Origin of the sequence: Streptomyces sp. DvalAA-43 (genome assembly GCF_900091725.1) — a bacterium.
Lineage (GTDB): Bacteria > Actinomycetota > Actinomycetes > Streptomycetales > Streptomycetaceae > Streptomyces > Streptomyces pulveraceus.
This window is the reverse complement of the sequence record NZ_FMBW01000052.1, coordinates 42,422-64,973: the sequence shown is the minus strand read 5'-3', so window position 1 is coordinate 64,973 and position 22,552 is coordinate 42,422. Positions and strand designations below refer to the sequence as shown.

Annotated in this window: 23 protein-coding genes; 12 read left to right on the top strand and 11 right to left on the bottom strand. The window is 70.5% G+C overall.

Annotation, left to right across the window (positions count from 1 at the left end; genetic code table 11):
• Positions 1–23: 23 nt before the first annotated feature.
• The 4 genes from GA0115234_RS21395 to GA0115234_RS21380 all read left to right on the top strand — a co-directional run bounded on the left by GA0115234_RS21395 (position 24) and on the right by GA0115234_RS21380 (position 4,009).
• Positions 24–1,025 (top strand): ABC transporter ATP-binding protein, encoded by a 1,002-nt coding sequence (locus GA0115234_RS21395; protein ID WP_093544040.1) that lies wholly within the window; start codon positions 24–26, stop codon positions 1,023–1,025.
• 5 nt (positions 1,026–1,030) lie between these two features.
• Positions 1,031–1,810, top strand: a complete 780-nt coding sequence (locus GA0115234_RS21390; RefSeq protein ID WP_093544188.1) for an ABC transporter permease — start codon at positions 1,031–1,033, stop codon at positions 1,808–1,810.
• 202 nt (positions 1,811–2,012) lie between these two features.
• Positions 2,013–3,140, top strand: a complete 1,128-nt coding sequence (locus GA0115234_RS21385) for an ABC transporter ATP-binding protein (protein ID WP_093544038.1) — start codon at positions 2,013–2,015, stop codon at positions 3,138–3,140.
• A complete protein-coding gene (locus GA0115234_RS21380) occupies positions 3,137–4,009 on the top strand; it encodes an ABC transporter permease subunit (protein WP_093544036.1) in 873 nt (290 codons plus the stop codon). The genes GA0115234_RS21385 and GA0115234_RS21380 overlap by 4 nt, the downstream gene beginning before the upstream one ends.
• Positions 4,010–4,030: 21 nt before the next feature.
• On the opposite strand, the gene GA0115234_RS21375 is transcribed toward GA0115234_RS21380, so the two are convergent.
• The gene (locus GA0115234_RS21375) at positions 4,031–4,360 is read right to left on the bottom strand and encodes an ATP/GTP-binding protein (protein ID WP_093544034.1); all 330 of its coding nucleotides are present in this window, start codon (positions 4,358–4,360) and stop codon (positions 4,031–4,033) included.
• A 211-nt stretch (positions 4,361–4,571) separates the two neighbouring features.
• On the opposite strand from GA0115234_RS21375, the gene GA0115234_RS21370 reads away from it, so the two are divergent.
• Positions 4,572–5,615: an LLM class flavin-dependent oxidoreductase gene (locus GA0115234_RS21370; RefSeq protein WP_093544032.1), complete on the top strand. Its 1,044-nt coding sequence runs from the start codon at positions 4,572–4,574 to the stop codon at positions 5,613–5,615.
• Positions 5,616–5,728: 113 nt separating this feature from the next.
• Here GA0115234_RS21370 and GA0115234_RS21365 read toward each other — a convergent pair whose 3' ends face one another.
• Complete coding sequence (locus GA0115234_RS21365) at positions 5,729–6,121, bottom strand: SCO5389 family protein (RefSeq protein WP_072486734.1); 393 nt, start codon at positions 6,119–6,121, stop codon at positions 5,729–5,731.
• Between the two features lie 269 nt (positions 6,122–6,390).
• Between GA0115234_RS21365 and nucS the strand changes: the two genes are divergently transcribed.
• Entirely contained in the window at positions 6,391–7,062 is a 672-nt protein-coding gene (nucS, locus tag GA0115234_RS21360) for an endonuclease NucS (protein WP_093544030.1), read from the top strand.
• 71 nt (positions 7,063–7,133) lie between these two features.
• Here nucS and GA0115234_RS21355 read toward each other — a convergent pair whose 3' ends face one another.
• The 4 genes from GA0115234_RS21355 to GA0115234_RS21340 form a co-directional block, all read right to left on the bottom strand.
• Positions 7,134–9,617 (bottom strand): ATP-binding protein, encoded by a 2,484-nt coding sequence (locus tag GA0115234_RS21355; RefSeq protein WP_093544028.1) that lies wholly within the window; start codon positions 9,615–9,617, stop codon positions 7,134–7,136.
• A 237-nt stretch (positions 9,618–9,854) separates the two neighbouring features.
• A complete protein-coding gene (locus GA0115234_RS21350) occupies positions 9,855–10,178 on the bottom strand; it encodes an STAS domain-containing protein (protein ID WP_093544026.1) in 324 nt (107 codons plus the stop codon).
• A gap of 235 nt (positions 10,179–10,413) precedes the next feature.
• On the bottom strand, positions 10,414–11,262 hold the full coding sequence (locus tag GA0115234_RS21345; RefSeq protein ID WP_093544024.1) for a 3-hydroxyacyl-CoA dehydrogenase family protein: 849 nt from the start codon (positions 11,260–11,262) through the stop codon (positions 10,414–10,416).
• Between the two features lie 166 nt (positions 11,263–11,428).
• Positions 11,429–12,070: a TetR/AcrR family transcriptional regulator gene (locus GA0115234_RS21340; RefSeq protein ID WP_093544022.1), complete on the bottom strand. Its 642-nt coding sequence runs from the start codon at positions 12,068–12,070 to the stop codon at positions 11,429–11,431.
• A gap of 83 nt (positions 12,071–12,153) precedes the next feature.
• Between GA0115234_RS21340 and GA0115234_RS21335 the strand changes: the two genes are divergently transcribed.
• From GA0115234_RS21335 to GA0115234_RS21325, 3 genes are read left to right on the top strand one after another with little or no spacing between them, the layout of a single operon-like run.
• Positions 12,154–12,945 carry an ABC transporter ATP-binding protein gene (locus tag GA0115234_RS21335; RefSeq protein ID WP_093544020.1) on the top strand — a complete coding sequence of 264 codons (792 nt, stop codon included), beginning with the start codon at positions 12,154–12,156 and terminating at the stop codon, positions 12,943–12,945.
• Positions 12,945–13,694, top strand: coding sequence for an ABC transporter permease (locus GA0115234_RS21330; protein ID WP_093544018.1), 750 nt, complete (start codon positions 12,945–12,947; stop codon positions 13,692–13,694). Before GA0115234_RS21335 ends, GA0115234_RS21330 begins: the two co-directional genes overlap by 1 nt.
• A 49-nt stretch (positions 13,695–13,743) precedes the next feature.
• A complete protein-coding gene (locus GA0115234_RS21325; RefSeq protein ID WP_093544016.1) occupies positions 13,744–14,316 on the top strand; it encodes a cob(I)yrinic acid a,c-diamide adenosyltransferase in 573 nt (190 codons plus the stop codon).
• Positions 14,317–14,361: 45 nt separating this feature from the next.
• Here the strand turns inward: GA0115234_RS21325 and GA0115234_RS21320 are convergent, their stop codons facing one another.
• The gene (locus GA0115234_RS21320) at positions 14,362–14,904 is read right to left on the bottom strand and encodes a hypothetical protein (RefSeq protein ID WP_093544014.1); all 543 of its coding nucleotides are present in this window, start codon (positions 14,902–14,904) and stop codon (positions 14,362–14,364) included.
• A 199-nt stretch (positions 14,905–15,103) separates the two neighbouring features.
• Here GA0115234_RS21320 and GA0115234_RS21315 point away from each other — a divergent pair, with 199 nt between their 5' ends.
• The 3 genes from GA0115234_RS21315 (at position 15,104) to GA0115234_RS21305 (ending at position 18,955) form a co-directional block, all read left to right on the top strand.
• The gene (locus GA0115234_RS21315; protein ID WP_237541588.1) at positions 15,104–16,261 is read left to right on the top strand and encodes a sensor histidine kinase; all 1,158 of its coding nucleotides are present in this window, start codon (positions 15,104–15,106) and stop codon (positions 16,259–16,261) included.
• Positions 16,258–16,908 carry a response regulator gene (locus GA0115234_RS21310; RefSeq protein ID WP_093544010.1) on the top strand — a complete coding sequence of 217 codons (651 nt, stop codon included), beginning with the start codon at positions 16,258–16,260 and terminating at the stop codon, positions 16,906–16,908. The genes GA0115234_RS21315 and GA0115234_RS21310 overlap by 4 nt, the downstream gene beginning before the upstream one ends.
• A gap of 169 nt (positions 16,909–17,077) precedes the next feature.
• Entirely contained in the window at positions 17,078–18,955 is a 1,878-nt protein-coding gene (locus GA0115234_RS21305) for a glycoside hydrolase family 18 chitinase (RefSeq protein ID WP_093544008.1), read from the top strand.
• A 164-nt stretch (positions 18,956–19,119) separates the two neighbouring features.
• On the opposite strand, the gene GA0115234_RS21300 is transcribed toward GA0115234_RS21305, so the two are convergent.
• The 4 genes from GA0115234_RS21300 to GA0115234_RS21285 all read right to left on the bottom strand — a co-directional run bounded on the left by GA0115234_RS21300 (position 19,120) and on the right by GA0115234_RS21285 (position 22,549).
• Positions 19,120–19,566, bottom strand: a complete 447-nt coding sequence (locus GA0115234_RS21300; protein WP_093544006.1) for a DUF2550 domain-containing protein — start codon at positions 19,564–19,566, stop codon at positions 19,120–19,122.
• Positions 19,567–19,707: 141 nt separating this feature from the next.
• Positions 19,708–20,082: a F0F1 ATP synthase subunit epsilon gene (locus GA0115234_RS21295; RefSeq protein WP_093544005.1), complete on the bottom strand. Its 375-nt coding sequence runs from the start codon at positions 20,080–20,082 to the stop codon at positions 19,708–19,710.
• 110 nt (positions 20,083–20,192) lie between these two features.
• Positions 20,193–21,635, bottom strand: coding sequence for a F0F1 ATP synthase subunit beta (atpD, locus tag GA0115234_RS21290; protein WP_093544003.1), 1,443 nt, complete (start codon positions 21,633–21,635; stop codon positions 20,193–20,195).
• Positions 21,635–22,549 carry a F0F1 ATP synthase subunit gamma gene (locus GA0115234_RS21285; protein ID WP_093544001.1) on the bottom strand — a complete coding sequence of 305 codons (915 nt, stop codon included), beginning with the start codon at positions 22,547–22,549 and terminating at the stop codon, positions 21,635–21,637. The genes atpD and GA0115234_RS21285 overlap by 1 nt, the downstream gene beginning before the upstream one ends.
• Positions 22,550–22,552 lie beyond the last annotated feature (3 nt).

Sequence of the window (22,552 nt, the reverse complement as noted above, 5' to 3'; positions counted from 1 at the left end):
CGCGGCCGTTCTAGCGTGAACGCATGATCGAGCTCGATGGTCTTACCAAGCGCTTCGGCAACAAGGTTGCCGTCGACCGGCTCTCCTGCCGGGTCAGGCCCGGGATGGTGACGGGTTTTCTGGGGCCCAACGGGGCGGGCAAGTCCACGACGATGCGGATGATGCTCGATCTCGACAACCCGACCAGCGGTTCGGTGCGCATCGACGGCAAGCACTACCGCGATCTGGACGAGCCCCTCAAGCACATCGGGGCGCTGCTGGACGCCAAGTCGATGCACGGCGGACGCAGCGCGTACAACAATCTGCTCTGTCTCGCGCAGAGCAACCGCATCCCGGAGAGCCGGGTCGCGGAGGTGCTGGACACCGTCGGTCTGACCGCGGTGGCGAAGAAGAAGTCGAAGGGCTTCTCGCTCGGCATGGGCCAGCGGCTCGGGATCGCGGCGGCGCTGCTCGGCGACCCCCAGGTGCTGCTCTTCGACGAACCGGTCAACGGTCTGGACCCCGAGGGCATCCACTGGATCCGCAATCTGATGAAGGCGCTCGCCGCGGAAGGCCGGACGATCTTCGTCTCCAGCCATCTGATGAGCGAAATGGCCCTCACCGCCGACCATTTGATCGTGATCGGCCAGGGCAGGCTGCTCGCCGACATGTCGATGGCCGATTTCATCCACCAGAACTCCCGCAGCTACGTACGGCTGCGCTCGCCGCAGCAGGAGCGGCTGCGTGATGTGCTGCACGAGGCGGGCCTGATCGTGGTCGAGACGGGCGGCGGCATCCTGGAGATCGACGGCGCCACGACCGAGGCACTGGGCGAGCTGGCCGCGCAGCACCAGATCGTGCTGCACGAGCTCAGTGCCCAGCGGGCCTCCCTGGAGGATGCGTTCATGCAGATGACGGCGGACTCCGTGGAGTACCACGCGCACTCGGACCACGTCGCGGCGCCGCCGCCCGCGGGCCCGCAGTGGGGCGACCAGTGGAACGAGCGGACCGGGGGCGGCCCGGCCGGCACCGGCCGGGAGGTGTGACGACGATGGCATCCGTACCCGCGGTCCTGACCTCCGAGTGGACCAAGATCCGTACGGTCTCCTCGACCGTCTGGACGCTGATCTCCGCGTTCGTCGTCACCGTCGCGATGGGCGCGGCGCTCTGCGCCCTGATGAACTCCCAGTTCGACGACCTCCCGCCGGCGCAGCGCGCCACCTTCGACCCGACCTTCATCAGCTTCTCCGGCATGGTCCTCGGTCAGCTGGCCATGGTCGTCTTCGGGGTGCTGGTGGTCGGTACGGAGTACAGCTCCGGCATGATCCGCACCTCGCTGGCCGCCGTGCCCCAGCGCGGTTCGTTCCTGTTCAGCAAGGTCGCGGTGGCCGGTGTGCTGGCCCTGGTGGTCGGCATCGTGACCAGCTTCGTCGCGTTCTTCCTCGGCCAGGCCCTGCTCGGCGACCACCGTACGGACATCGGCGCGGAGCATGTTCTGCGCGCGGTCGTCGGCGGTGGCATCTACATGGGGCTGATCGGGATCTTCTCCATGGGCGCGGCGACGATGCTGCGCAGCTCCATGCTGTCGCTGGGCATCCTGATGCCGTTCTTCTTCCTGGTCTCCCAGATCCTGTCGGCGGTCCCGGGGGCGAAGAAGGTCGCCCGCTACTTCCCCGACCAGGCCGGGTCCAAGATCATGCAGGTGGTCCCCGACGCCATGAACAGCGGCACTGCTCCGTACGGGCCATGGGGAGGGCTGGGCATCCTGCTCGCCTGGGTGGCGGCCGCACTGCTCGGCGGCTATCTGGTCCTCAAGAAGCGGGACGCGTGACGGCGCAGGGCAAGGGGCGCGCGGCCGTCCGGCGGCGCGCCCGGCCCGCGCGGAAGCTTCCCGTCCGCTCCACCCGGGGGCGGCGCGCCCCGCAACGGCTTGGCCGGAACCGTAAAGGTCTGGATATCCTCCTAACTCTTACGGGGGTGTGCGGCCACTCGGTCCGACCCCGACGACAGATGTGAGTCGATGGGGCTGAAGCATGATCGAGGCAGTCGGCCTGACAAAGCGCTACGGCGCGAAGACGGCCGTGTACAACCTTTCGTTCCAGGTGCGGCCGGGCACCGTCACCGGGTTCCTGGGTCCCAACGGGTCGGGCAAGTCCACCACCATGCGCATGATCCTGGGCCTGGACCAGCCGACCTCCGGTCATGTGACGATCGGCGGCCATCCCTTCCGCAGTCTGCCGAACGCGCCGCGCCAGGTGGGTGCGCTGCTGGACGCGAAGGCGGTGCACGGCGGGCGCAGCGCCCGTAATCACCTCCTCTCGCTCGCCCAGCTCGCCGGCATCCCGGCCGCCCGGGTCGACGAGGTGCTCGGGGTCGTCGGTCTCCAGGACGTCGCGCGGCAGCGGTCCAAGGGCTTCTCGCTGGGCATGGGCCAGCGGCTCGGGATCGCGGCGGCGCTGCTCGGCGACCCCCAGGTGCTGCTCTTCGACGAACCGGTCAACGGTCTGGACCCCGAGGGCATCCTCTGGGTCCGCAATCTGATGAAGATGCTGGCGTCCGAGGGCCGTACGGTCTTCGTCTCCAGCCATCTGATGAGCGAGATGGCGCTGACCGCCGAGCATCTGATCGTGATCGGCCGGGGGCAGCTGCTCGCCGACATGAACGTCAAGGACTTCATCTCGGCCAACTCCGCCGACTTCGCCCGGGTCCGGGTCGCCGAGGGCGTCCCGGAGCGGCGCGAGAAGCTGACCGCCTCGCTCACCGAGGCGGGCGGACAGGTCATGTCCGAGCCGGACGGGGCGCTGCGGATCACCGGGCTGCCGCTGCCGAGGATCAGCGATGTGGCACACGAGGCGGACGTCCGGCTGTGGGAGCTCTCGCCGCACCAGGCCTCGCTGGAGGAGGCGTACATGCGGATGACCCAGGGCGCCGTGGACTACCGCTCGACGGCGGACCAGAAGGCGGGGCTCCAGCAGCCGGTGGGCCACGGGTACGGGCAGCCGGACCACGGGGCGCCGCAGCCTCAGGTCCTGGAGGCGCCGCAGCAGAACTGGTACGCCCCGCCGCCCCCCGGACAGAACCCGTACGCGACCGCACCGGCCGAGCCCGCCGCGGCCACCGCAGACCCGACCGAGCGCGACACCAGCGAGGACGCCCGATGACAACGCCGCCGACCCCGCAGGCGCCGTCCCAACGGCAGGCCCCGGCCCCGCAGCACAGCCCGCAGACCGCACCGGCCGGTCCGTACACCTCGCCGATCCCGGTGCGCCGGGCCACCCTCGGCGATGCGATCGCCTCCGAATGGACCAAGATCCGTTCGGTGCGCTCCACGATGTGGACGCTCGGCGTCATGATCGTGCTGCTGATCGGAATCGGGCTGCTGGCCGCGCTCGCGGTCAACACCGTCGATTCCGACCTCGGCTCGACGCCGGTGCTCAGCCTCGGCTTCTTCGGGGTGCTGCTGGGCTCGATCTGTGTGATCACGCTCGGCGTGATGACCATCGCGTCGGAGTACGGCACGGGCATGGCCCGTACGACGCTGACCGCCTGCCCCAGCCGTGCCCGGGTGCTGGGCGCGAAGGCGATCGTCTTCTTCCTGCTCACCTTCGTGATCACGACCGTGACGACCGCGCTGGTCGCGGCGTTGCAGACGGCGATGATCGACGGCGCGGCGCCCAGCGGCGGCGAGTGGCTGCAGGCGACGGTCGGGGTCGGTCTCTACATCGCGACGCTGGGCCTGCTCTCCCTCTCGGTCGGCGCTCTCATCCGGCACTCCGCCGGCGCGATCACGATCATGATCGGGGTGGTGCTGCTGCCGCTGGTGCTGGCCATGTTCATGTTCACGGACTCGCTCGCCGGCCTGCGGCTGGCGCTCTTCCAGTACTCGATCCCCAGCCAGCTCAGCGCCTTCTACTCCACCTCGGTCGCCGAATCGGGACCGTCCGGCTGGGACCCGTTGTGGATCATGCTCGGCACCACGGCCGTGGCCATGATCTGCGCGTTCGTCACGCTGGACCGCAGGGACGTCTGAGCCGCCCCCTGCCGGAGGCGCTCAGTAGCGAGGCGCGTTCCTGGACCGCTGCACCTGTGTGGTGCGGCGGTCCTTCGCGTTCCAGCACGCCTTGTGCCAGTGCCTGCGGTCGTCGATCCCGCCGTACTCGGACCAGGCCACCAGGTGCGGGACGCCGGACGGGATCTCCTGGTCGCAGCCGGGGCAGCGGTACCGCTTGCCCGCCGCGCTCGCGCCGCTGACCGGCCGTACGGACCACTGCTCGCCCTGCCACTCCTCGGCGCGCCCGCCGCCGCCGTACCGACCCCCCGGCTCCGTGGTGCTGTCGTAGGGACTCTCGCCGCCTCGGGGGCGGTTGCGGCGCGGGGACACGTGACACCTCACGGGGCAGGCTGGGCAGTTCCCGTCCAGCGTAGGGCCATCTGGCCGACACCGGTGTGCGGCGCCTCGCGGACGGACTCCCCGGAGGGGGTGAGTTACCGGAAAATCGCAACAACCTGCCTCCGGACCGTGCCTTTGGCACGTGTCAGGCGTTGTTGCTCCATAGGGGAGAGCCGCGTCGGCCGCAAGGAGGCAATTGGCGATGCGTGTGGGAACGTTCGTACTGGCAGCCCAGTTTCCGGGGCAGGGGGCGGCGGAGGCACTGCACCGATCGGTCCGGACCGCCGAGGTCGCGGAGGAGTCGGGGCTCGACTCGGTCTGGCTGGCAGAGCATCATTTCGTGCCGTACGGGGTCTGTCCGTCCGCCGTCACGCTGGCCGCGCTGCTGCTGGGCCGCACCCGCAGAATCCGGGTGGGCACGGCGGTGAGCGTGCTGCCGACCCAGCATCCGGTGGCGCTGGGCGAACAGGCCGCGCTGCTCCACCTCACCAGCGGCGGCCGGTTCACCCTCGGCGTCGGCCGGGGCGGCCCGTGGGTGGACCTGGAGGTCTTCGGCGGGGGCCTGGAGGCGTACGAGAAGGGCTTCCCGGAGTCCCTGGAGCTGCTGCTCGACTGGCTGGGCGAGCCACGGGTGGCCGGGCGCGGGGAGCGGTACGGCTTCCGCGAGGTCGCCGTGGTCCCCCGGGCCGACGAGCTGCTCGACGGGGAGGGCGGCGAGGGCTCCGGCGGCCCTGAGGTGGTCGTCGCGTGCACCTCTCCCCGGACGGTGAGGCTCGCCGCCGAGAACGGCCTGCCGATGCTGCTCGGGATGCACTGCGGGGACCAGGAGAAGGCCGACATGGTCGCCCTGTGGCGCTCCACCGCGCTCGCCGCGGGCCGCTCGCCGGAGAGCGTCCACGGCGCCGGGCACGTCTCCGCGGGCGTGGCCCAGATCGCCGACCGCCCCGAGGACGCGTTGGAGACGCTCGTGAAGGCGATGCCGGGCTGGCTGCGACAAGGGCTGGACGCCCATGTGACGGTCGACGGCCGGCACCGGGTGATGCGCGACCCGGTCGCGTACACGGAGCTGCTGTGCGGGCTGCATCCGGTGGGCCCGCCCCGGCTCGCCGCCGACCGGCTCGCCGCCACCGCCGAGCGGACGGGCATCACCCGCTTCGCGCTCCTGGTGGAGGGGTCCGGCGATCTGGCGACCACGGAGGAGAACGTGGCGCGGCTGGGCACCGAAGTGCTCCCGCTGGTCACCTGACACATCGTGAGGGCGTACGGGGCTGCCGTCCCGGAGCCGGTCGCACCGTTCGCGGCCCGGGACGGCAGCAGAGGCGCTCAGGGCCTCTCCGGCCCTGATCCGCCGGACAGGCCCTAGCAGTCCCGTAGTTCGGGCGACTGGTTCAGCAACTGGCCCCTCACCGAGGTGAAACGGGCCAGCCGCTCGTCGACCGAGGCATCCAGCGGGAACACCGCGACGCGGTGGCAGTTCTGGAATGCCAGGCGCACCCCGAAATGCCGCTGCAACGCGCCGCGGATCGCATCACTCGCGAGCGCACGCAGCAGCTGGCCACGTGCTTGTTCGTTGGGCGGCGGCGTCTGGTTGTCGGCGAACTCCCCGCCGTCGACCTTCAGCTGAGCCACCAACGAACTGATCATCTCCCATGCGTAGGGCAGGGAGGTCCGGACGCAGTCGACGAAGTCGGCTTCGTCGACCTCGCCTCGCTCGGCCTGTTCCAACAGCGCCGGTGAGACGTCGAGCGACATGGGTTCTCCTCTCGCGACCCCGACACCGGGCCGGGGCCTTACGGGCAGGGAAGGAGGACGGCGACGCAGCGTGCACAGACGGCGACCTCCTGCATCCACGGTAAGGGTGCAGTCCTGGCCGCACCAGGAGATTGGGAACACAACCGGCCAATAACGAAGGGGCGCAAAGAGGGGCAAGACCGAAAGGCACCCCTCGGGAGCGACGTGGGTGACGGGTGGGACGGGGGAGAATCGCGTGGAACACCTCTCGTCGAGTAGCGTTGCCGACCATGCGTCTCGTCATCGCCCGCTGCTCCGTGGACTACGCCGGCCGGCTCACGGCCCACCTGCCCTCCGCTCCCCGTCTGATCCTGGTGAAGGCGGACGGGAGCGTGTCGATCCACGCCGACGACAGGGCGTACAAACCCCTCAACTGGATGTCACCGCCCTGCACGCTCAAGGAGGGCACCGACGACACCGCGGGTATCTGGACCGTGGTGAACAAAGCGGGCGAAAAACTGATCATCACGATGGAGGAGATCCTCCATGACTCGTCCCACGAGCTGGGTGTCGACCCGGGCCTCATCAAGGACGGCGTCGAAGCGCATCTCCAGGAACTGCTCGCCGACCGGATCGAGACGCTCGGCGAGGGCTACACCCTGATCCGCCGCGAGTACTTCACCGCCATCGGACCGGTCGACATCCTGTGCCGGGACGCCGACGGCCAGACCGTCGCCGTGGAGTTGAAGCGGCGCGGCGACATCGACGGCGTGGAGCAGCTGACCCGCTATCTGGAGCTGCTCAACCGCGATCCCCATCTCGCCCCGGTGAAGGGCATCTTCGCGGCCCAGGAGATCAAGCCGCAGGCGCGGGTGCTGGCGACGGACCGCGGCATCGGCTGTGTCGTGCTCGACTACGACGCGATGCGCGGCATCGAGGACGACAAGCTGCGCCTGTTCTGACCCTCCGTACTCTCTGCTCGCGAACGCCGGACGTGTGTGTCACGTCCGGCGTTCGTCCGTTCCGGGGGGGCTCAGGCCACCGTCGGGCCGCTGTCCGCACTCGCCGCCGCCGACGGGGAGGACGAGGAGGGCCCGCTCGCCGAGTCGGAGGTGTCCGGCGAGGACGGCTCGGGGTCGGTGGCCGTGTCCGTCGGGGACGGGGAGCCGGTGTCCGACGGAGTCGCGGTCGGGCTGGTCGACTTGGTCGGCGTGGACGACTTCGTCGGGGTGGACGACTTCGTCGGCTTGTGCGACGACGGCTCGCTGCTGGACGGCGCGTCCGACGACGGGCCGTCGCTCGGTCCCGTGGGGTCCGTGGCCGGCGTACCACTGCTGCTCGGTGTGGTCCCGCCGCCCGACGGGCCGGGCGTCGCCGCGCTGTCGCCGGAGTCCGTGCCGCCGGGCGTCGACGCGTCCGCCGGGCTGTCGGCCGGGGCCTCGTCCTCGCCGTCGTCCTGGCTCCGCGACTGCTCGGTCGTGACGTCCTGGTTGCCCTGGACGTCGTCGTCGCCGGAGGTCAGCCCCAGGGCCACCACCGTGCCGAGCACACCGGTCAGGAGGACGCCCGCGGCCGTCGCGACCAGGTTGCGCCGGGCCCCGGCGAGCAGCGCGAAGCGGCCGCCCCCGGCGGCCTTGGGGGCGTTCTGCCGCGAGATCACCGCGGTGGCGGCGGCCTCGTAGGGCCTCGACAGCGTCTGGGTCACGGAGGGCGTCGCCCGGGTGGGCGGAACAGGCGGCTCCTCGGCCCTCGGGACCGGCAGTTCGTCTCCCGGCGGGGTGAGGACGAGGGGCAGCGGGCCACCGGTACGGTCCGCGACCAGGGCGAGGGCCCGCCGTCCGGCCACCGCGCCGGACTTGTCGGCGAGCGCCCCGCGCATGCTGACCGAGGTCTCCAGCTCGGCCCTGGCCCGGTCCGGATTGCCGGTGAGGAGTGCCAGGACGCCCAGCTCGTGGTGGAAGTACGCCTCTTCGGCTACCTCTCCGGCGAGCCTGGCCGCCTCCTGGCCGATCCGCAGCGCCCGTTCCCAGGCTCCCCAGTGCAGACCCGCCGCGAAGGCGGGGGCGGCGCTGCGGGCCAGCAGCACGGCCACGCTGGTCTGCCCGGCCCCGTCGCCGGGCACCAGCTGTGCCATCGCCGCGACGACGGCGTCGCCCTCGGCCGTCACCCGTTCGGGGGTGACCGAGGGGTGACCTGCCCACCAGGCGTAGTGCTGGGCCGCGGTCCGCGCCCGGTCGGTGAGGCCCTCGCCGTACCCGGCGGCCTCCAGCTGGGTCACGACACCGGCGGCCAGCCGGTAGCGGGGACCGGCCGGGGAGAGCAGCCCGCAGCCGGCCAGCTCGCCGAGCGCGGCGTCCGCGTGGGTGTCCCCGATGAGCGCCGGCAGATGCGCCTGGTGCGGCACCTCGCCGCCGAGGGCCACCGCGAAGCGGAGGGTGTCGCGGGCGGACGCGCTCAGCCGTGAGGCGAGCAGCGGGGCGGGTGCCGCGCCCTCCCCGAGGCTGGGCAGCGGGACGTGGACGCCGTCGACGTCCTGGTCGTGTCCGAAGGGGACGTCCGCGGGCCGGCCGTCGCCGCCGAACACGCCGTACGCCTCGGGGTCGGTGCGCAGCAGATCGCGCTGGCGCAGGAGGGCGCCCGCCTGGACGAAGCGCAGCGGCAGCCCCTCGGACTCGAACCAGAGGTCTCCCGCCCAGTTCGCCTCCTCGTCGGTGAGCGGACGCTCGACGGCCCGTTCCAGCAGGTCGACGGCGGCGCTGCGGCCGAGGCCCGCGAGAAAGACCTCTTCGAGGTGCGAGTCGGTAGTGGGCGCGGCGACGTCGGGGACCGTCGCGAACAGGAAGGCGCACTCCGGGGTCGCGTCGAGCAGCTCCTCCAGCGCGGCCCCGCCGAACTCCAGGTCGTCGAGCACGACGACGGCGCCGATGCCCCGGACCTTTTCGAGCAGCCCGGCGCGGTCGGGGCGGTGCTGCGGCGAGTCGTGGACGGCCTCGAAGAGCCCGTACAGCAGGTCGGTGGCGGTGCGCTTGTGGCCGTTGAGGCGTACGACTCCGTCCGGTGCGAGGTCCGCGCAGTCGGCCGCGACGGCGTCCAGCAGTGCCGTACGGCCGGATCCGGCCGGTCCCGTGAGCCGCACCGAGCGGCCCTGGGCCAGCAGGCGCGCCAGCCGTTCGCGCTCCTGCGCGCGCTCCAGGAGCGGCAGTTGGGGGGCGGGCGGACCCGGCGGTACGGGCGGCGCGGTGGCGCGTTCGCGGTCGGTGCGTCCGGTCGCGGTGCGCCGGGCGGGCGGACCGGGCTGCTCCCCCGGCGGGCAGAGCTCGACCTCGCTGCCGTCGACCGGGTTGACGGTGAGGAGGTAGTCGCCCGCTATGAGCCGGACGACGCGTGCCTGCGGCGGTGTCGGCTGACCGGGGTCGGGGGTCAGCTGGTCGCGGGCCGGCCGTCTGCGGCCCGGCCCCTCACCGAAGCCGTCCTTGTCCCGGCCGTACTGTTCCGGTCCCCGGTGTGTCGGGTCCATCGCCAAAGCCCCCAGACGCGTCGCGCACGATTTTCCCCTCCCGGCCTCGCACGCCCCGCTGTCGCTTCTGGTCCGGTGTCCGCTGGTGGGTTCGTCAATCGGCGGACGGCCCGAACCCTAGACCGTCGCACGGTGTCCCCGCACAGCCGGGGGGTCGCGCCGTCCGAAGCGCACGTTCTCGTGCGGATTGTGGTCTTTCGGCCGTGCCGCGGGCCGGTGGCCGTCCGCCGGGCGGGCTCACACCCGCGGCAGCGAGTCCGCGGCGATTCCGCCCTCGATGGCCAGAATGCGATGCAGCCGGGTCGCGATCAGCAGGCGCTGCATCTGCGGCGGCACGCCGCGGAGCACCAGCCGTCGCCCGCCCCGTCCGGCCCGGCGGTGTGCGCCCATGATGACGCCGAGTCCGGTGGCGTCCCAGGAATCCAGCTCGGTCAGGTCGAGCACCAGGTCGCCGACTCCGTCGTCGAGGGCCGAGTGCAGGGCCGTACGGGCGTCCGCCGCGCTTCGGACGTCGAGGCGGCCCCCGACGACCAGCTCGGCGTGGTCGCCCCTGATGTGCATATGCGCTCCCCTGGAATGCCCGTAGCAAGGTTCGTCTGTCTGTTCTGTCTCTGCCACAACTGACTCCGGCGGAGACAGGGAAGTTTCCGTCTGTAAGCGAACCGATACCGAATTCACCCCGTGGAGTGACCGAGGTGCGGCGAGGGCCCGCTCGGATCCACTGCTTCCGGGAGACTCCCCCCGGACCTCCGGGCCCGACCGACGGCGGATCGGGCGACCGGAGGACCGAAAACGATCAGTACGTGTAGAAGCCCTGCCCGCTCTTGCGGCCGATGTCACCTGCATCCACCATCCGGCGCATCAGCTCCGGTGCGGCGAACTTCTCGTCCTGCGACTCGGTGTAGATGTTGCCCGTGGCGTGCAGCAGGATGTCGACGCCGGTCAGGTCCGCCGTGGCCAGCGGGCCCATGGCGTGGCCGAAGCCCAGCTTGCAGGCGGTGTCGATGTCCTCGGCGGAGGCGACGCCCGACTCGTACAGCTTGGCGGCCTCGACGACGAGCGCCGAGATCAGCCGGGTGGTGACGAAGCCGGCCACGTCGCGGTTGACGACGATGCAGGTCTTGCCGACGGACTCGGCGAACTCCCGCGCGGTGGCGAGGGTTTCGTCGCTGGTCTTGTAGCCGCGGACGAGTTCGCAGAGCTGCATCATCGGGACCGGCGAGAAGAAGTGCACACCGACGACGCGCTCGGGGCGCTCCGTGACGGCCGCGATCTTGGTGATCGGGATGGCGGAGGTGTTGGAGGCGAGGACGGTGTCGTCCCGGACGATCTTGTCGAGGGCCCGGAAGATCTCGTGCTTGACCTCCAGCTTCTCGAAGACGGCCTCGACGACGACATCCGCGTCGGCGACCGCGTCGAGGTCGGTGGTGGTCGTGATGCGGGCGAGCGCGGCCTCGGCGTCGGCCGCGTCCAGCTTGCCCTTGGAGACGAACTTGTCGTACGAGGCCTTGATGCCGTCGCGCCCACGGGTCAGGGCCTCGTCGGTGACGTCGCGCAGCACCACGTCCCAGCCCGCCTGGGCGGAGACCTGCGCGATGCCGGACCCCATGAGTCCGGCTCCGATGACGGCGAGCTTCCTGGCCACGTGTGCACCCCTTTGGTCTGTGTTCGCCTCTGCAGCTGGTCCCTGCACGGCCGGTCTCCACGGTTGTTCACATGCTCTCCGGCGGAGATTAGTACCCGTGAGGGGCGCTGGGGCCGTGAAGAGATGCGCGTCACGTCTCACATGACGGACATCACACCGGCACCCGTCATTCGGCGGCGCGCCGGGCGTAGTTGAGGACCTTCTCGCCGAGGAGTTCCTCGATCTCGTCGAGCAGGACCAGCGCGTCGCGGGAGACCTCCACGGCCTTGCGTCCGGCGAGCATCTCCTGACTGATGTGGCCGACGAGTGCGCCCTCGATCCAGGCGAGCTGACCGCCCACCAGGTCCGGCAGCGGATCGTCCGCCGGTGCGCCCGTCTCCTCGCGGAGGGTCGTGACGACGGCGTCCAGGAGCTCCCGCTGAAGGCGGCCGAGACGGGCCTGGAGCGTGGGCGCCTCCTCGATGACCCGCATGAAGTCGGCGAAGCCGTCCATCAGTCCGAGCTCCGGCGACACCGAGACGGCCAGGGACCTCAGCTCCCGCAGGACCGCCTCGGCCGCCGACTCGCCCTTGTCACGGCCGCGGACGAAGCGGGCCACCCGCTGGGTGACGCCCGTCATCCGGTCGAGGAAGAGGTCCTCCTTGGCCGGGAAGTAGTTGTAGACGGTGTTCACGGAGACGTCCGCCAGCTCGGCGATCTCGGCGACGGTCACCGCGACGAAACCGCGCTCCAGGAACAGCCCGGTCGCGAGGTCCGAGATGTGCTGCCTGACTTGGCGCTTCTTGCGTTCCCTGAGTCCCTCGGCCATGCCCCCATCGTAGGCCCGGTGCCTGAACCGGTGAAAAATTGGGGCCATTGCATTTTTTAAGTGACTCTGTTTTTGTGGTCCCTATGTCAATCATCAGCACGTCCGGGCTCGCCCGGACCTTCGACAGCAGGAACGGGCCGGTGCACGCCGTGCGGTCCGTCGACCTGACGATCGCCGCGGGCGAGATCGTCGGCCTGCTCGGCCCCAACGGGGCAGGCAAGACCACCGCCCTGCGGATGCTGACCACGCTGCTCACCCCCACCGGCGGCGCCGCCACCGTCGCCGGGCACGATCTGGCCGGCGATCCGGCCGGGGTGCGCGCGGCCTGCGGATACGTCGCCCAGTCCGGCGGGGTCGACCCGTACCTCACCGTGCGCGAGGAGCTGGTCACCCAGGGACGGCTGTACCGGCTGAGCAGGGCGGACGCGACCGCGCGGGCCGCGCGGCTGGCCCGCGACCTCGGCCTCGGCGAGCTGCTCGACCGGAAGGCGGTCACCCTCTCGGGAGGGCAACGCCGACGCCTGGACATCGCGATGGGCCTCGTCCACCACCCACTCGTCCTCTTCCTCGACGAGCCCACGACCGGCCTCGACCCCGGCAGCCGCACCGACCTGTGGGACCTGGTGCGCGGGCTGCGCGACGACCACGGCACGACGGTCGTCCTCACCACCCACTACCTCGACGAGGCGGACGCGCTCGCCGACCGGCTGATCGTGATCGACCGGGGCGTGGTCGTGGCCGAGGGCACCCCGGCCGCGCTGCGCGCCGAGTACGCGGGCTCCCCCGCCGCCTCGCTCCAGGACACCTTCCTCGCGATCACCGGCCGCGCCGCCGCGCCCGCCGATGCCGCACCCCTCTCCGTACAGGGGCTCTGATGCTGCTTCACGACATCGCGCTCATCTTCGGGCGCTACGCCCGCCAGACCCTGCGCTCCCGCTTCCAGATGCTCTTCGGCACGCTGATGCCACTGCTGTACCTGCTCTTCTTCGGCCCGCTCCTCGACGATCTGCCACTCGGCTCGGCCGGGGACTCCTGGCAGGTCCTGATCCCCGGCCTGCTGCTCCAACTCGCCCTGTTCGGAGCCTCGTTCGCCGGATTCTCGGTCATCGTCGAGAAATCCACCGGGGTGATGGAGCGGATGCGGGTGACACCGGTCAGCAGACTGGCGCTGCTGCTGGGCCGGGTCCTGCGGGACGCCCTGCTCTTCATGTTCCAGGCGGTGCTGCTGGTGCTGGCCGCCCTGGTCATGGGCCTGCGCGCGCCCCTGCCCGGAATACTGATCGGCTTCGTGTTCGTCGGTCTGCTCACGGTCGCGCTGGCCTCGCTGTCCTACGCACTGGCCGTGAAGGTCGCGACACCGCAGGAGTTCGGCCCCGTCATCAACGCGGTGACCATGCCCGCGATGCTGCTCTCCGGCCTGATGCTGCCGATGACCCTGGGCCCGGGGTGGCTGGACGTCGTCTCGCGCCTCACACCGCTGCGCTACCTCGTGGACGCGGTGCGGGACGCCTACGTGGGCTCGTACGCCACCGCGCACATGCTGTACGGAACGCTGGTGGCGGTCGTCTTCGCCGTCGTGGCCGTGGCGGTGGGCTCCCGGGTCTTCCACCGGGCCGGAGCGTGACGGTGCCTCACCCGGCGGGCGCCGCCGGGTGAGGCGCTAGCCTGGCGGCATGGTCAATCTGACACGTATCTACACGCGCACCGGTGATCAGGGCACCACCGCCCTCGGCGACATGAGCCGTACCGCCAAGACCGATCTGCGGATCTCCGCGTACGCCGACGCCAATGAGGCCAACGCCGTCATCGGGACCGCGATCGCGCTCGGGCAGCTCTCCGAGGACGTCGTGAAGGTCCTCGTCCGTGTGCAGAACGACCTGTTCGACGTGGGCGCCGATCTGTCGACCCCGGTCGTCGAGGACCCGAAGTATCCGCCGCTGCGGGTGGAGCAGAGCTACATCGACAAGCTGGAGGCGGACTGCGACCACTTCCTGGAGCAGTTGGAGAAGCTGCGCAGCTTCATCCTGCCGGGCGGTACGCCCGGGGCCGCGCTGCTGCACCAGGCGTGCACGGTGGTCCGGCGCGCGGAGCGGTCCACCTGGGCGGCGCTGGAGGTGCACGGTGAGGTGATGAACGCACTGACCGCGACGTATCTCAACCGCCTCTCCGACCTGCTGTTCATCCTCGCGAGGACGGCGAACAAGGAGGTCGGCGACGTGCTGTGGGTGCCGGGCGGCGAGCGGTAGCCACGCGTACCGGGAGCGCCGGACGGGCCGGGTCCGGCCGGCCGCTCAGCCCCCGGCCGGCTCCCGCTTCGGGAAGAGCGTGTAGCTGAGCGCGATCACCAGGTTGAGCCCGAGGACGAACAGCATCGTCTGCTGCCACGACCGGAGCGACGACACGTCGCCGTCCCCGCCCACGTACCAGACGGCCGCCTGGAGCAGCGCCAGCGCGGTCACCGCCGCGACCGTCCAGCGCGCCGCGACCTTCCACTCGTGCACCGCGCGCGCCCGGCCGTACTTCGGCGGCTTCACCGGCGGCGGTCCGCCCGCGAAGCGGTGGGCGACCCGGGCGTCGACCCAGCGGATCGTGGAGTGGCCGAGCCCCACCGTGAAGCCGATGTAGACGGCGGCGAGCCCGTGCTTCCAGTCCGGCTGCGCCCCGTTCTTCAGATCCACGGCCGTCACCACCAGCAGCACGACCTCCAGCAGCGGCTCGCACAGCAGCACGGCCGCACCCATTCCCGGCTTCTTCGCCAGGTACCGCAGCGCGAGCCCCGCCGCCAGCAGCACCCAGAAGGCGACCTCGCAGAGCACGATCAGCGTGACGATCACGGCACTTCCCCTTCCCGTTGCCCCCAGCCTCCCGGCCGCGCCGCCCGGAAACGTCGTCGGCGGTGACGAACCGCGACTGCATCCTTCGATGTACTCGCCCCTCACCCCCGGTACGGAGGACCGGGCGCGGAGCGCCGTGTTGGATGGAAGGGTGTTCTCCCTCCCCCGGCTCTCCCGGCCGCACCGCCACGACGTGCTCATGGCCGCCATCGGACTCCTCGGCGGCCTCGTCCTGTGGGCGCTCGGCCTGCGGATACAGGGCGACCGGACCTTCTTCGCCCCCTGGGTCTCCCTGCTGCCGCTCGCCGTCGTCTCGGTGCTCGAACTGGTCCGCAGGACCGCCCCGCAGCCGGCCCTGGTCATCGGCACCCTCGCGCTGATCGCGGACCAGTTCACGGTCGGGAACCTCGCGACGGTCCTGATGTTCACGGACCTGATGTACGCGGCCGTGCTGTACGGGACACCGTCCGCCGCCCGCCGCATCCCGGTCACCACGTTCCTGATCACGGTCGGGATCACCATCGGGTTCCTGGCCTGGTTCCGCAACCCCCAGGCCCTGCTCATCGGTGTCGTCACCGGCATGGTCTCGTTCCTGCCCGCCATCACCGGGGTCAGCGTCCGCAACCACCGGGACGCCGCCGAGGCCGCCCGGCTGCGCGCCGACCAGACCGCGCTGCTCGCCGAGATGGACCGGGTCCAGGCGGTGACCGCCGAGCGCACCCGGATGGCCCGCGAACTGCACGACATGGTCGCCAACCACCTCTCGGCGATCGCCATCCACTCCACCGCCGCGCTCTCCATCGACGAGCCGGACACCTCGCGCCAGGCACTCGGCGTGATCCGGGAGAACAGCGTCGACGGTCTCGCCGAGATGCGCCGGCTGATCGGGCTGCTGCGCACCGGCGGCAAGGACCGGGAACCGGCCGCCTCCCCCACCCTCGCCTCACTGGACGCGCTGGTCGAGCAGACCCGTACCAACGCCGCGTCGAGCGGCCTGACCTGCGCCTTCGAGGACACCCGGGAGGAACGGGGCCCGCTGGCCGCGCCGGTCGAGCTGGCCGCGTACCGGATCGTCCAGGAGTCCCTGACCAATGCGCTCAAGCATGCCGCCCCCGGCCCGGTCGGGGTGCGGCTCGGGCGGTCCGGGCAGCTGCTCACGGTGGAGGTCAGCAGTGTGTTCGGGGACCGCCCCGGACCGCGCGCACCCGGCTCGGGGGCCGGTCTGGTGGGGATGCGGGAGCGGGTGGAGCTGCTGGGCGGCACGATCGAGGCCGGTCCCTCGGTCGCCGGAGCGGGTACGAAGATCTGGCGGGTACGGGCCGAACTGCCCGTGGAGGAAGGGGTATCGAAGACATGACGATCCGGGTTGTGGTCGCCGAGGACCAGGCGGCCGTCCGGGCGGGGCTGGTGCTCATCCTGCGCAGCGCTCCCGACATCGAGGTCGTGGGCGAGGCCGGGGACGGCGAGGAGGCGGTGCGCCTGGCCCGTGAACTACGGCCGGATCTGGTGCTGATGGATGTGCAGATGCCGCGGCTGGACGGGGTGTCGGCGACCGGGCAGGTGGTGGCCGAGCGGCTCGCGGACGTACTGGTGCTGACCACGTTCGACCTCGACGAGTACGTCTTCGGTGCGCTGCGGGCGGGGGCCTCGGGCTTCCTGCTGAAGAACACCGAGGCGCGCGATCTGCTCGAAGCCGTCCGCACGGTGGCACGCGGCGAGGGGCTGATCGCCCCGGCCGTGACGCGCCGGCTGATCGCCGAGTTCGCCGGGGCCGCGCCCGTGCGACCGTCGAACGCACCCGACCCCTCGGTGCTCGACGCCCTCACCCGGCGGGAGCGGGAGGTTCTGGGCTGTCTCGGCGAGGGGCTGTCGAACGCCGAGACCGCGGTCCGGCTCTCGATGGCCGAGGCGACGGTGAAGACGCATGTGAGCAGGCTGCTGGGCAAGCTGGGGCTGCGCTCCCGGGTCCAGGCGGCCGTACTGGCACAGGAGTTGGGCATCTGAGGTTTAGCCACGAACTTTGGTCCAGACCTCTTGACGATTGGTCCAGACCTTCCTAATCTCACCGAGCACACTGCGGTGAGCACGCCATGACAAGGGGTGCTCAGGGCGGCGCAGGGTTTGCAGTCCACGGACCACCCCCGTTTGTCCGGACCTCACCCGAGGAGCACCGTTGAGCACTGAAACCCCCCTACGCCGGACCCGATTCAGACTCGGGTCCGGAAGAGCCACCAGATCCAGAGCGGTCGCCGGACTCACGGCGCTGCTGCTTCCCCTCGCCGCGATGGTCGGCCTGGCCTCCCCCGCCGAGGCCGCCACCTCGGCGACCGCCTCCTTCGTCAAGAAGTCCGACTGGGGCAGCGGCTTCGAGGGCCAGTGGACGGTCAAGAACACCGGCGCCACCGCCCTGTCCTCCTGGACCATCGAGTGGGACTTCCCCTCCGGCACCGCGGTCGGCTCCGCCTGGGACGCCACCGTCACCAGCTCCGGCACCCACTGGACCGCCAAGAACCTCGGCTGGAACGGCTCGGTCGCCCCCGGCGCCTCCGTCAGCTTCGGCTTCAACGGGACCGGCCCCGGCGCCCCCGCCGGCTGCAAGCTGAACGGCGCCTCCTGCGACGGCGGCAGCGTCCCCGGCGACAACGCCCCCTCGGCACCGGGCACCCCCACCGCGAGCGCCGTCACCGACACCTCGGCCAAGCTGAGCTGGACCGCCGCGACCGACGACAACGGCATCAAGAACTACGACGTGCTGCGGGACGGCACGGTCGTCTCGACCGTCACCGGTACGACGTACACCGACTCCGGTCTCAAGGCCGGCACCGACTACTCGTACACCGTGCAGGCCCGTGACACCGCCGGCCAGACCGGTCCGGTCAGCGGCGCGGTCAAGGTCCGCACCACCGGCGGTGGCGGCAACCCCGACCCCGGCACCGGCGGCAAGGTCAACCTCGGTTACTTCACCGACTGGGGCGTCTACGGCCGGAACTACCACGTCAAGAACCTGGACACCTCGGGTTCCGCCGCGAAGATCACGCACATCAACTACGCCTTCGGCAACGTCACCGGCGGCAAGTGCGCGATCGGTGACTCCTACGCCGACTACGACATGGCGTACACCGCCGACAAGTCCGTCGACGGCGTCGCCGACACCTGGGACCAGCCGCTGCGCGGCAGCTTCAACCAGCTGCGCAAGCTCAAGGCGAAGTACCCGCACATCAAGGTCCTGTGGTCGTTCGGCGGCTGGACCTGGTCCGGCGGCTTCGGTGAGGCCGCGAAGAACCCGGCCGCGTTCGCCGACTCCTGCTACAAGCTGGTGGAGGACCCGCGCTGGGCCGATGTCTTCGACGGCATCGACGTCGACTGGGAGTACCCCAACGCCTGCGGTCTGACCTGTGACACCAGCGGCCCGAACGCGCTGAAGGCCATCACCTCGGCCCTCCGCGCCAAGTTCGGCAGCAACAACCTGGTGACCGCCGCCATCACCGCCGACGCCTCCGACGGCGGCAAGATCGACGCCGCCGACTACGCGGGCGCCGCCCAGTCCCTGGACTGGTACAACGTGATGACGTACGACTTCTTCGGCGCCTGGGACGCCAAGGGCCCGACCGCCCCGCACTCCCCGCTGAACTCGTACAACGGCATCCCGAAGGCCGGCTTCAACTCCGCCGACGCCATCGCCAAGCTCAAGGCCCAGGGCGTCCCCGCCTCGAAGCTGCTCCTCGGCATCGGCTTCTACGGCCGCGGCTGGACCGGCGTCACCCAGGACGCACCCGGCGGCACCGCCACCGGAGCCGCCCCCGGCACCTACGAGACCGGCATCGAGGACTACAAGGTCCTCAAGAACAGCTGCCCGGCCACCGGCACCGTCGCGGGCACCGCCTACGCCCACTGCGGCACCAACTGGTGGAGCTACGACACCCCCGCCACCATCGGGTCCAAGATGACCTGGGCCAAGAGCCAGGGCCTGGGAGGCGCGTTCTTCTGGGAGTTCAGCGGCGACACCGCCAACGGCGAACTCGTCGGCGCCATCAACAACGGGCTGAAGTAACCCCCGCGGTCCGAAACGGCACCGCGGTCTGAAGCCAACCCCCCACCAGCACCGCGCTCCACCCCGGAAAGCAACCGGGGAGACGGGTCCGCCCCCCGTCTCCCCGGTTTTTCCTTGCCTTGCTACGACGCGGCCGCCAAGCCACGCTCGCCGGGCCGCGCCCGCTACGCCACGTTGACCCGCTGGCCGGGCGGCGCCGCCTCCAGCCACGCGAGGAAACCGGTCAACGCGTCCTCGCTCATGGCAAGCTCCAGGCGGGTCTCCCGGTGGAGACAGCCGAGCACCACGGCGTCGGACAGGAGCGCCAGCTCCTCCTCGCCCTCGGGCAGCCGCCGGGCGACCACCTCGATCGCGGAACGCTCCAGGACCCTGCGGGGCCGAGGAGCGTAGGAGAAGACCCGGAACCAGTCGATCTGGTCCTCGTTGTACCGGGCCACCCCGTACACCCAGCCCTTGCCCGAGAGATCGGGCTCCTCGGGAACGTCCCAGCGCAGACTGCAGTCGAAGGTCCCCCCGGAGCGCTGAATCAGCCGCCGGCGCAGACCGAAGACGAAGAGTCCCACCAGAATCAGTGCGACGACCAGCCCGCCCACCCACAGCGCGAGGAACATCTCCACCGACCTCCTCGCGTCGTCGAGTAACGGATACCGCCAGAACTACAACCGCACCTGCATCGCCTCAGCCGCGACACGGTCTGGAGAGGTCTCCAGCTCGGGCCGCGGCTGAGGGTAAAGCTACGTGGTCGCGGGGCGCTAGCGCACCGCCACCGCACGCAGTCGCACATCGGCGCGCCGCTCGGAGGCGGCGTCCGTGTCCGACTTCGCACGCTCCAACGCACGCTCGGCGCGCTGGACATCGATCTCGTCCGCCAGCTCCGCGATCTCCGCGAGCAGCGAGAGCTTGTCGTCCGCGAACGAGATGAAACCGCCGTGCACAGCGGCGACCACGGTCGCGCCGTCGCTCGTACGGATCGTCACCGGGCCCGATTCCAGCACACCCAGAAGCGGCTGGTGACCGGGCATGACGCCGATGTCGCCGGACGTGGTGCGCGCGACGACCAGGGTGGCCTCGCCGGACCAGACACTGCGGTCCGCGGCGACCAGCTCGACGTGCAGCTCAGCAGCCAAGGGTGGCTCCTCGGGTCACCACCCGGCCGTTCGAGCCGGGTGTTGGGTCAATTCTACGGGGCGTGGTGAGGGGGACGGGACACACCCGCCCCCCTCGGTGAGCCATGGGCTCAGGAGACGCCGAGCTCCTTGGCGTTGGCCTTGAGGTCCTCGATGCCACCGCACATGAAGAACGCCTGCTCCGGGAAGTGGTCGTACTCACCGTCGCAGATCGAGTTGAACGCGGCGATCGACTCGTCGAGCGGAACGTCCGAACCGTCCACGCCGGTGAACTGCTTGGCGACGTGGGTGTTCTGCGACAGGAAGCGCTCGACACGACGGGCACGGTGGACAACGAGCTTGTCCTCCTCGCCCAGCTCGTCGATACCGAGGATCGCGATGATGTCCTGGAGGTCCTTGTACTTCTGGAGGATCCCCTTGACACGCATGGCGGCCGCGTAGTGGTCCTCCGCGATGTAACGGGGGTCCAGGATGCGGGACGTGGAGTCCAGCGGGTCCACGGCCGGGTAGATGCCCTTCTCGGAGATCGGACGGGAGAGAACCGTCGTCGCGTCGAGGTGGGCGAACGTGGTGGCCGGGGCCGGGTCGGTCAGGTCGTCCGCGGGGACGTAGATCGCCTGCATCGAGGTGATCGAGTGACCGCGGGTCGACGTGATGCGCTCCTGCAGCAGACCCATCTCGTCGGCCAGGTTCGGCTGGTAACCCACCGCGGACGGCATACGGCCGAGCAGGGTGGACACCTCGGAGCCGGCCTGGGTGTACCGGAAGATGTTGTCGATGAAGAAGAGGACGTCCTGCTTCTGCACATCGCGGAAGTACTCCGCCATGGTCAGACCGGCCAGCGCGACGCGGAGACGCGTGCCCGGCGGCTCGTCCATCTGACCGAAGACGAGCGCCGTCTTGTCGATGACGCCCGAGTCGGCCATTTCCTCGATGAGGTCGTTGCCCTCACGGGTGCGCTCACCGACACCGGCGAACACCGACACACCGTCGTGGTTGTTGGCCACGCGGTAGATCATTTCCTGGATCAGAACGGTCTTGCCGACACCGGCACCACCGAACAGACCGATCTTTCCACCCTTGACGTACGGGGTGAGAAGGTCGATGACCTTGACGCCGGTCTCGAACATCTCGGTCTTCGACTCGAGCTGGTCGAAGTTGGGCGCCTTGCGGTGGATCGGCCAGCGCTCGGTGACCTCGGCGTTCGCCTCGGGCTTGTTCAGGATCTCGCCGAGGGTGTTGAACACCTTGCCCTTGGTGATGTCACCGACGGGGACCGTGATGCCGGTGCCCGTGTCGGTCACCGCGGCCTGGCGGACCAGACCGTCGGTGGGCTGCATCGAGATCGCGCGGACCACGCCGTCGCCGAGGTGCTGGGCGACTTCGAGGGTCAGCATCTTGAGCTTGCCGTCCTCGGCCGGGTCGGCCACCTGGACAGTCAGCGCGTTGTAGATCTCCGGCATCGCGTCGACGGGGAACTCCACGTCGACGACCGGGCCGATGACCCGGGCGACGCGGCCCGTGGCAACGGCCGTCTCAACTGTGGTCGTCATTACTTGTCACTCCCCGCGGTCGCGTCGGCCAGCGCACTGGCTCCACCGACGATCTCGCTGATTTCCTGGGTGATTTCGGCCTGGCGGGCCGCGTTGGCAAGCCGGGAGAGCGTCTTGATGAGCTCACCGGCGTTGTCGGTGGCCGACTTCATCGCGCGGCGGCGGGCGGCGTGCTCGGAAGCAGCGGCCTGCAGCAGCGCGTTGTAGATCCGGCTCTCGACGTACCGCGGAAGCAGGGCGTCGAGGACGTCCTCCGCCGACGGCTCGAAGTCGAACAGCGGCAGGATCTCGCCCTTGCCGTCCTCGTCCTTCGTGGCATCGAGACTGAGCGGCAGCATCCGGTCGTCGACCGGGTTCTGCGTCATCATCGACACGAACTCCGTGAAGACGATGTGCAGCTCGTCCACGCCGCCCTCGGCGGTCTCCTGGGTGACCGCTTCGATCAGCGGGGCCGCAGCCCGCTTCGCATCCGCGTACGTCGGGCTGTCGGTGAAGCCCGTCCACGAATCCGCGAGCTTGCGCTCACGGAAGCCGTAGTAGGCGACACCCTTGCGGCCGATCACATAGGTGACGACCTCCTTGCCCTCGCCCCGGAGCCGCTCGGTCAGCTTCTCCGCGGCCTTGATGGCGTTGGAGGAGTAACCGCCGGCCAGACCGCGGTCGCTCGTGATGAGCAGGATCGCGGCCCGTGCCGGGGCCTCGGCCTCGGTGGTCAGCGGGTGCTTGGTGGTGGAGCCGGTCGCCACCGCGGTCACCGCACGGGTGAGCTCGGTCGCGTACGGCGTCGACGCCGCCACCTGGCGCTGCGCCTTGACGATGCGCGAGGCGGCGATCATCTCCATCGCCTTGGTGATCTTCTTCGTGGCGGTGACGGAGCGAATGCGGCGCTTGTAAACGCGAAGCTGAGCGCCCATCGA